Consider the following 7,717-nt stretch of genomic DNA (forward strand, 5'->3'; position numbering starts at 1 on the left):
CCCAGGACTGACCCTTCACGGATGATGCAGCCCTCCACCACCTCGGACCGTGCGCCGATGAAGCAGTCATCCTCGATGATGGTGGGGCCGGCCTGCATCGGCTCCAGCACCCCGCCGATGCCGACACCGCCCGACAGATGCACGTTGCGCCCGATCTGGGCGCAGGAGCCGACCGTGGCCCAGCCATCAACCATCGAGCCCTCACCCACGTAAGCGCCCACATTCACGAACGACGGCATCAGCACGACGTTCTTCGCGATGTAGGCCGACCGCCTTACGATGCTGCCCGGCACGGCGCGAAAGCCCGCCTCGCGCCACTGATCTGCACCCCAGCCCTGCCCTTTCGATGGCACCTTGTCCCACCAGTTCGACCCGCCGTTGCTGCCCGAAATCTCGTGCATATCGGTCATCCGGAACGACAGCAGCACCGCCTTCTTGGCCCACTGGTTCACGTGCCAGTCGGCCCCGCGCTTTTCCGCCACCCGCAGCGTGCCGCTGTCCAGCGCGGTCAGCGTCGCCTCAACCGCCTCGCGCGCCTCGCCCTTGGTGGCGGGGGTCAGGCTTTCGCGGCCCTCCCAGGCGGTGTCGATTGCGGTCTCAAGCGCGGTATTAGACATGGTAGGTCCTTCCAGATGCGGCAAAATCCGCACCAGCCTATAGCGACGGGCAACACATCGCACAATCATACATGGCCAAAATCAGGTGCCAAGATCTGACAGCAACATCACACGTCAGGTTCGGCACCCTCACGCGTCGCGGTCATATAGACCACGATCGCCGCAATCGCGCCCAAAAACAGCGCGCTGGTGATGATGGTGCCGAACCCCAGCCCGCCATATTCGCCCGGTTGCGACAGCAGGTCACCGAACGACGCGCCCAGCGGGCGGGTAAAGATATAGGCCAGCCAGAAGCCAAGGGTCGCATCCAGCCCAAGCAGATAATACCCTAGGGCCAGCGACGCGATGATCATCCCGAACAGAACCCCGGTGGCCAGATAACCCAGCCCGAACTGTTCGGCCACAAGATCGCCCGCCGCAGTGCCAAGCGCAAAGGTGAACAGTATCGCCAGCCAGTAGAACGCCTCGCGCCGAAAGGTGAACACCGCGTGAATCGACAGCGTACCCTCGACCCGGTACCAGACCAGGAAGGTCAGCGCCAAGGCCGCCGTGAACACCGCCGTGGTCGTCATCAGCGCGACACCAAAGTTGTCGACCAGATTGTCGGTCACCAGCGTGCCCACGATACTGATCAGCACCACCGCAAGCCAGTAGGACCACGGCACGTAACGGCGTTGCACGAACTGCGCGACAAGTGCCATGACCAGCACGCCCGCCATCAATAGCGATGTCGCCGTCAGCCCGAGGCCCAGGTTCACCGCCAGATAATCCGCCGCGGTTTCGCCCATCGTCACCGCCATCAGTTTGATCAGCCAGAAATCCAGCGTCACTGCGGGAACCCGGTTTACCGGATCTGTCATCGCTTGGTCAGTCATGGAAAACTCCTCGTTGCGGTCAGATTAGTTGGTCGACAGTTTCTGCAACGCTTGTGCGCTGAACGCATCCGCGTTGCGGTCGTCATCTGCGTTGCAGCGCTCGGTGGCCTTGGTGACCAGATCATTCACGGCGGAGGCGACGTCGGGTGTCATTGTCGTGGCCGCAAGCTTGGCCCGGATGTCCGACAACATCGCTTCACAGGGAATGGGATGGCCGGCTGAATCGGTCACGGCAATATCGCCGATCATCACGACGCCACCGATGTCGGTGCCGGTCTGCGAGGGATTTTCCAATGCCGCAACCAGCGCGGTCATCGTTGTGTCGATCCGCGCCGCATCCGGTGATGCGGCCCTAAGCGCGGACAGCGCTGCATCCGCCGCAGCGTCGACACGACCCCAGGCCTCGGGATCTTTCGGGCGAAGGGTGGGTTCTTCCGCGTCCCAGATGGTTTCCAGATCGGCGACGCGTTCCTTTGCGGCTGCCAGATCCCCGCCTTTGGCAATCGATTGAACATCCGCTGCAACCGACTGCATTGCCGACAGATCGCCAAGCGTACCCGGCGCACTCTGCGATGGCCAATACGCTCGTCCCACCGCAAAGATCGCAACCGCCGAGCCTATCAAGACCGCTGCCAAAAAGAACTGTCGCATCACTGGCTCCAACTTGTTTCGCCGTAACTGCTGTTCCTTTCTCGGGGCCGACGCAAGGCACAGACGCTTACGTGGCAAATTCTGCAGCACCTCTGGCTAGCCAATACGCAGACGAAAGGTTAGGTCTGGCCCGACCCAGCAAGGCAAGGGCTTATCGATGAAAGACGAACCCCGCACCCATCCGTTCCGCGACAGCACGCAGGATGTCGATGCGGTCAAGCGCATTCCCGACACGCCGCAGACCCGCGCGCCTGCCTACCGCCTCGCCTTCACCGACGATGATTTCATGAAGCGCGAGGAACTGCGTCCGGTCCGGTTGCAGCTGGAACTGCTGAAACCACAGCTGATCATGGACGAACGTGGCATCGAATCCACGGTCGTGCTGTTTGGCGGCGCGCGCATCCCGGCCCCGGAACACCGCGATACCGCCCGCACGCCAATGCTGGCCGACCTTAGCCGCTTTTACGAAGAGGCCCGCCGTTTCGCCCGCCTGATGACCGAACGCAGCCTTGCGACCTACGGGCGCGAGAATGTTATCGTCACCGGCGGCGGCCCCGGCGTGATGGAGGCGGGCAACCGCGGTGCCGACGATGCGGGGGGCCAAAGCATCGGCCTCAACATCGTGCTGCCGCATGAACAGGCCCCGAACGCCTATGTCACCCCCGACCTCAGCTTCAACTTCCATTACTTCGCCATCCGGAAGATGCATTTCCTGATGCGCGCCAAGGCAATCTGCATCTTTCCCGGTGGCTTTGGCACGCTGGATGAGATGTTCGAAAGCCTGACCCTGATTCAGACCAAACGGATGAAGGCGATCCCCTTCCTTCTGTTCGGGCGCGATTGGTGGGAAAAGGTGATCAACTGGAACCTCCTGGCAGAGGCGGGGGTGATCAGCCCCGGCGATCTGAAGCTGTTCGCCATTGTCGAAACCGCGGAAGAGGCGATGGCGGTGATCGACGGTTGGGTGGAACCGTGCTAGACGGCGGGACTGCCGACCTGAAGGTCATTGCAACCCGGTCAAAAAGCTATGCGTGAAGGCTGTGTCCTTGTCTGTTCTGATGCGCGCTGGGCCTGGCAAAGCGCCTTCGTGCTGTCTCGGTCGATGGCATTTGATACCGATGGGCGCCTTGATCACCATGCCTATCTGATCGGCGACGTGTCCGACGATGAATTGTCCGCGTTTCCCGCAGGCACGATCATCCACCGCCTTGCGGACTATCCTGATGATTTCGTGTATGATTATGGCAATCACGTTCCCAAGGCGACGATGCTCCGGCTGTTCGCACTTGCGGACCTTGCCACCGAATATCGCCGGATCATCTATCTTGACGGCGATATCTTTCAGGCTTGGGGGTCGCTGGCCGATCTGCTTGATCTGTCGGAAACCGGCACCCCGCTGGCAGCGGTGCGCGACCGCTCTCACTGGTTCGACCGGCCTCGGATGCGCGAGCAGAAAACCTACGTCGCGCGGCTAGACCCCAGGATTGGCGAACGCTACTTCAACGCCGGCATGCTGGTGGTCAACGGTCCGGTCTGGGCCGAAGGACGCTACTCGCGTGCCGCGCTGGATTTCTTCAAGGCCTATCCTGAAAGGTGCCGCTACGGTGACGAGTCGGCGCTGAATGGGGTCATCGCGGGCAACTGGGACAGCCTGTCTCCGGGGTGGAACTGGCAGATGTCCAAGACCAGCTATCCGCTGCTTGCCAGTCGGCGACCGCGCCTTGTTCACTTTACCGGGCCGACAAAGCCGTGGACGGACAAGCTGCGCCTGTTCGACGCGCACGTCTTCGATGAAATGCGGGCGTTTCTTCGTGCAGGCGGGCTTTTGCATTTGCTGGACGTTGCCGCCAGCCCGGATGGGTTCACGCCAGAAATGGAACGTCGACGGATGCGGATGCTTCAAGTCTACTCGGAAAATCCTATGGACAAGCGGGAAGCGGTAAAGGAATTCCTTGGCGCCCCCGACCATGTGGATATCGCGCAGGGCCTGCGCAGCTATGACTTCGCCGTCTAGCGGCGCGGCCTTGGCAGTGGCTGTGCCAACCAGTGTCGCCCGCCTTTCCGATGGCGGGTCAGCTCAGTGCGCGCAGTCCGATTCGCCTACCGTGGTTAATACGCCCTGACCGCAGCGCGCGTGTAGACGGAATGAAGACGCAAGGAAGATGCAAAGAAGACCGCCGTCCTTCTATTAATCAGCCCGGTTACTACTGCGTTCTCAGAGGCTTGCCGTCACCAGCGTCGCCCTTTGCCAGTCGTCCAGAAATTCCACCCGCGCGCACCCTGCAAACCGCGCCAGCCGGTCCAGTTCCGCCTCCAGCTTTGCCGTCCGCCCGGCACCCAGCTTGATCCCCGCCTCCGGCCAGAACGCCTTCACCCGCAGCGCCCCCGCATCGCGGAACGCCTTCACGTCAATGCGGCCAACCAGCCGGTCGCCCTCCAGCACCGGGAACACGTAGTAACCGTAAATCCGCTCTGGCTCGGGCACGAAAACCTCGATGCGATAGCGAAAGCCGAACAGAAACTCCGCCCGGTCCCGGTCGCGCAGCGCCGGATCAAAAGGTGAAAGAATTCTAAGCCTTGTGGTGACTTCCGGTGCCGCCTCGCCCACCATTTCAGGCCGCGCGACCATCCGTCGCCGCTGCCCTTCGGCCCCTTCGACTTCCACCTCGATCACCTCGCCCGAGGCCAGCGCGGCGCGGCTCCAGGCCTTCGCCTCCTCGGGTGAAATCGCGTTCCAATAGGCCGCAATCTCGCCGCTGGTGCCAAAGCCCAGCCGGTCCAGCGCCGACCCGCAGGCCCAGTCCACCACGATCTCGCCGGGCACTTCGGCCCGGTGCACCTGCGGGATCACGTGTTCTGTCAGGTCATAGATCTTGCGAAATCCCTCGCGCCGGGTGATGGCAAGCTGCCCGGTCCGCCACAGCCATTCCAGCGCGGTCTTCGACGGATGCCAATCCCACCACCCCCCTTTGCCGCGCACCTCGCCCTCGCCCACATCAGCGGTGCCCACCGGCCCATCCTTCGCTATCCGGTTGAGAATGCTGTCGAATTGCGCCTCATACCCATCGCGGAACCAGCGTTTCCAGTTGGCCTGCAACCGCGCGGCATCGCGGGTAAACCGGTGCTGCCAGACCCCGTGCAACCCCACTGGCAGGATCGAGGCGTCATGCGTCCAATGCTCCCACAGGCTGCGGTCACGCTCCAACAGCCGCTTCAGCGCCTCGGGCTGATAGCTTTGCCGCCGGGCAAACAGGATCATGTCATGCGCCCGTGCCACGGTGTTGATGCTGTCAACCTGCACAAAGCCGATGCGGTGGATCAGATCGTGCAGCGCCTCGCCGGTCGCCAATCCAACCGGGGCCTCGGCCAGTGCATGACGGTGCAGAAACAGGCGGCGGGCGGTCTGGTTGGAAATAACTGGCAGCATCGTGACTGGCTACGCAGACGGCGCGCAAAAATCAATGACCGTCTCTGGCCCGGCGGCTGAAATGGCACTATTGCAGAGGCAGAAACCAGAGGCGGGCAATGCATCGGATCGAGACTGTTCTTGCAGGCTTAGGCGCACCGGCGCGCATGGCATTTCTGGTGCTGGTGTCATTGGCCGCGTTCCTGCCGGGGTTCTTCAACTTGCCGCCGGTTGATCGGGATGAAGCCCGCTTTGCCCAGACCAGCCGTCAGATGCTGGCATCGGGCGATCTGGTCGATCTGCGGTTCCAGGACGGTACGCGCTATAAGAAACCGGCGGGCATCTACTGGTTGCAATCCGTCGCCGTCGCGCTGACCGGCCCGACCGAGGACGCGGCGATCTGGCGCTATCGGTTGCCGTCGCTGTTGGCGGCGATGCTGTCGGTCCTCTTGACCGCACGCCTTGCCGGGCGGTTGTCTGGGCCAGAGGCGGCCCTGCCTGCAGGCCTGTTGATGGCCACGGTCTTTGTGCTCGGGGCCGAGGCGCGGCTGGCCAAGACGGATGCCGCGGTCTTGCTCACGGTATTGGTGGCCATGGGCCCGCTGATCGCGGCTTACCGGGGCGAAAGGCTGGGGTGGGGTGGCATTCTGGCCTTTTGGGCTGCGCTGGGGGTTTCCGCACTGATCAAGGGGCCGATCGGACCGATGGTGGTGCTGCTTGCGGCGGCAGCACTTGCCGTGCTGTCGCGCCGTTTGCACTGGCTGCTGGCGTTGCGGCCACTGCCGGGGCTGGCGTTGCTCATGGCGATTGTGGTGCCGTGGTATGCGGCGATCTCGCTGCGCGCAGGGCAGGCCTTTTGGGATGAGGCGCTGGGTCGTGATCTGATCGGCAAGCTGCAATCGGCGCAGGAAAGCCATGGCGCGCCGCCGGGCAGCTATCTGGTGGCGCTGTGGCTGGCGTTCTTTCCGGCCTCGGCGGCACTGGCACTGACGCTGCCGCAGATCTGGGCGCAGCGGCGCAGTCAGTTGATGTTGATCGCCGCCGCCTGGGTGGTGCCGGGATGGCTGGTGTTCGAGGCGGCGCCCACGAAGCTGCTGCATTATACCTTGCCGTTCTATCCGGCGCTGGCCCTGCTGATTGCAGCGGTCTGGCCGCTGGCGGTGGCAGGCCCGCGCCGCTGGGCACTGGTGGCGGCGGGGCTGGTGATGCTGCTGCCTTACGCAGTGATGACGGCGCTGGCTGTCTATGCGCAGGGGCTTGGTGGCATTCCCGTGGCACCGCTGGCAATTGCGGCACTCATTTCCCTGGCGGGCACGGCGATTGCAGTCTTTGCCCTGACGCGAAGGTTGCCTTTGGTTGCGCTGTGCGGCCTGTGCCTTGCGGGGAACGGCCTGCAGGTGGCGCTGTTCCCGACGGCGGCGGCTGTGCCAAGGCTATGGCCCGCCCCCGCCGTTGTGGCGGCCCTGCCGGTGACCGATGCCTGCCCCCGGCCCACATTGCATGCCGCTGGCTATACCGAGGCGTCGCTGGTGTTCCTGGCGCCGGGCCCCGTGGTCTGGACTGCTGCCGAAGACGCCGCCGCAGCATTGCAGACGGACCCTTGCGCTGCAGCTTTGCTGCCGACCGACGCTGGCTTTGCCCCGCCGCCCGGCATCGCCACCATTGCCCGCATTCAAGGCCTGAACCTTGGCTCCGGCAAGCCTGTCGACCTGACGCTTTGGGGCCGTCAGCCCTGAAGCCCGGCGTCGGCCGCGATTTCGGCCTTTGACTTGCGCGCGCGTTCGGTCGCTGATTTCAACTGCCCGCAGGCCGCCATGATATCCTCGCCGCGCGGGGTGCGGATCGGGCTGGCGTAGCCTGCCTGATAGATGATGTCGGCAAAGGCATGGATCCGGTTGCCGGAAGACCGCTTGTACGGCGCCCCCGGCCATTCGTTGAACGGGATCAGGTTCACCTTGGCGGGGATGCCGCGCAGCAGTTCCACCAGCCGGTGTGCGTCTTCCTTGCTGTCGTTCACCCCATCCAGCATCACGTATTCAAACGTGATCCGCTCCGAGTTCGACAGCCCCGGATAGGCGCGCAGCGCATCCAGCAGCGTCGCGATGTTCCAGCGTTTGTTGATCGGCACCAACTGGTCGCGCACCGCGTCGGTGGTGGCATGAAACGAC

General features: G+C 63.6%; 7 protein-coding genes and 1 pseudogene. 3 read left to right on the plus strand and 5 right to left on the minus strand.

What is annotated here, in order from left to right:
- The 3 genes from RMO18_RS10625 to RMO18_RS10635 form a co-directional block, all read right to left on the minus strand.
- Window positions 1-617 (minus strand): 2,3,4,5-tetrahydropyridine-2,6-dicarboxylate N-succinyltransferase (locus tag RMO18_RS10625; RefSeq protein WP_309665810.1); only part of this gene is annotated, 617 nt, incomplete at its 3' end.
- Window positions 618-724: 107 nt separating this feature from the next.
- Window positions 725-1,492 (minus strand): hypothetical protein, encoded by a 768-nt coding sequence (locus tag RMO18_RS10630; RefSeq protein ID WP_309665811.1) that lies wholly within the window; start codon window positions 1,490-1,492, stop codon window positions 725-727.
- A 24-nt stretch (window positions 1,493-1,516) separates the two neighbouring features.
- Window positions 1,517-2,143, minus strand: coding sequence for a hypothetical protein (locus RMO18_RS10635; RefSeq protein WP_309665813.1), 627 nt, complete (start codon window positions 2,141-2,143; stop codon window positions 1,517-1,519).
- A 157-nt stretch (window positions 2,144-2,300) separates the two neighbouring features.
- Between RMO18_RS10635 and RMO18_RS10640 the strand changes: the two genes are divergently transcribed.
- Together RMO18_RS10640 and RMO18_RS10645 are read left to right on the plus strand one after the other, a co-directional pair.
- Window positions 2,301-3,122 (plus strand): LOG family protein, encoded by an 822-nt coding sequence (locus tag RMO18_RS10640; RefSeq protein WP_309665814.1) that lies wholly within the window; start codon window positions 2,301-2,303, stop codon window positions 3,120-3,122.
- Between the two features lie 123 nt (window positions 3,123-3,245).
- On the plus strand, window positions 3,246-4,157 hold the full coding sequence (locus tag RMO18_RS10645; RefSeq protein WP_309665816.1) for a glycosyltransferase: 912 nt from the start codon (window positions 3,246-3,248) through the stop codon (window positions 4,155-4,157).
- Window positions 4,158-4,358: 201 nt separating this feature from the next.
- On the opposite strand, the gene RMO18_RS10650 is transcribed toward RMO18_RS10645, so the two are convergent.
- Window positions 4,359-5,570 (minus strand): DNA glycosylase AlkZ-like family protein, encoded by a 1,212-nt coding sequence (locus RMO18_RS10650; RefSeq protein ID WP_309665817.1) that lies wholly within the window; start codon window positions 5,568-5,570, stop codon window positions 4,359-4,361.
- 146 nt (window positions 5,571-5,716) lie between these two features.
- Here RMO18_RS10650 and RMO18_RS10655 point away from each other — a divergent pair, with 146 nt between their 5' ends.
- Entirely contained in the window at window positions 5,717-7,285 is a 1,569-nt protein-coding gene (locus RMO18_RS10655; RefSeq protein WP_309665818.1) for a glycosyltransferase family 39 protein, read from the plus strand.
- Here RMO18_RS10655 and RMO18_RS10660 read toward each other — a convergent pair.
- A pseudogene (locus RMO18_RS10660) lies at window positions 7,276-7,717 on the minus strand (23S rRNA (adenine(2503)-C(2))-methyltransferase RlmN); the annotation flags it as partial. The gene RMO18_RS10655 and the pseudogene RMO18_RS10660 sit on opposite strands and share 10 nt — an antisense overlap.

The sequence above is a fragment of the Tabrizicola sp. genome (assembly GCF_031377265.1).
Lineage (GTDB): Bacteria > Pseudomonadota > Alphaproteobacteria > Rhodobacterales > Rhodobacteraceae > JAUYQR01.

What these genes read in the sequence shown, in the direction of transcription:
- RMO18_RS10630 (WP_309665811.1), bottom strand. Translation starts at nt 1,492, where the DNA reads ATGACTGACCAAGCGATGACAGATCCGGTAAACCGGGTTCCCGCAGTG.
- RMO18_RS10635 (WP_309665813.1), bottom strand. Translation starts at nt 2,143, where the DNA reads ATGCGACAGTTCTTTTTGGCAGCGGTCTTGATAGGCTCGGCGGTTGCG.
- RMO18_RS10640 (WP_309665814.1), top strand. Translation starts at nt 2,301, where the DNA reads ATGAAAGACGAACCCCGCACCCATCCGTTCCGCGACAGCACGCAGGAT.
- RMO18_RS10645 (WP_309665816.1), top strand. Translation starts at nt 3,246, where the DNA reads ATGGCATTTGATACCGATGGGCGCCTTGATCACCATGCCTATCTGATC.
- RMO18_RS10650 (WP_309665817.1), bottom strand. Translation starts at nt 5,570, where the DNA reads ATGCTGCCAGTTATTTCCAACCAGACCGCCCGCCGCCTGTTTCTGCAC.
- RMO18_RS10655 (WP_309665818.1), top strand. Translation starts at nt 5,717, where the DNA reads ATGGCATTTCTGGTGCTGGTGTCATTGGCCGCGTTCCTGCCGGGGTTC.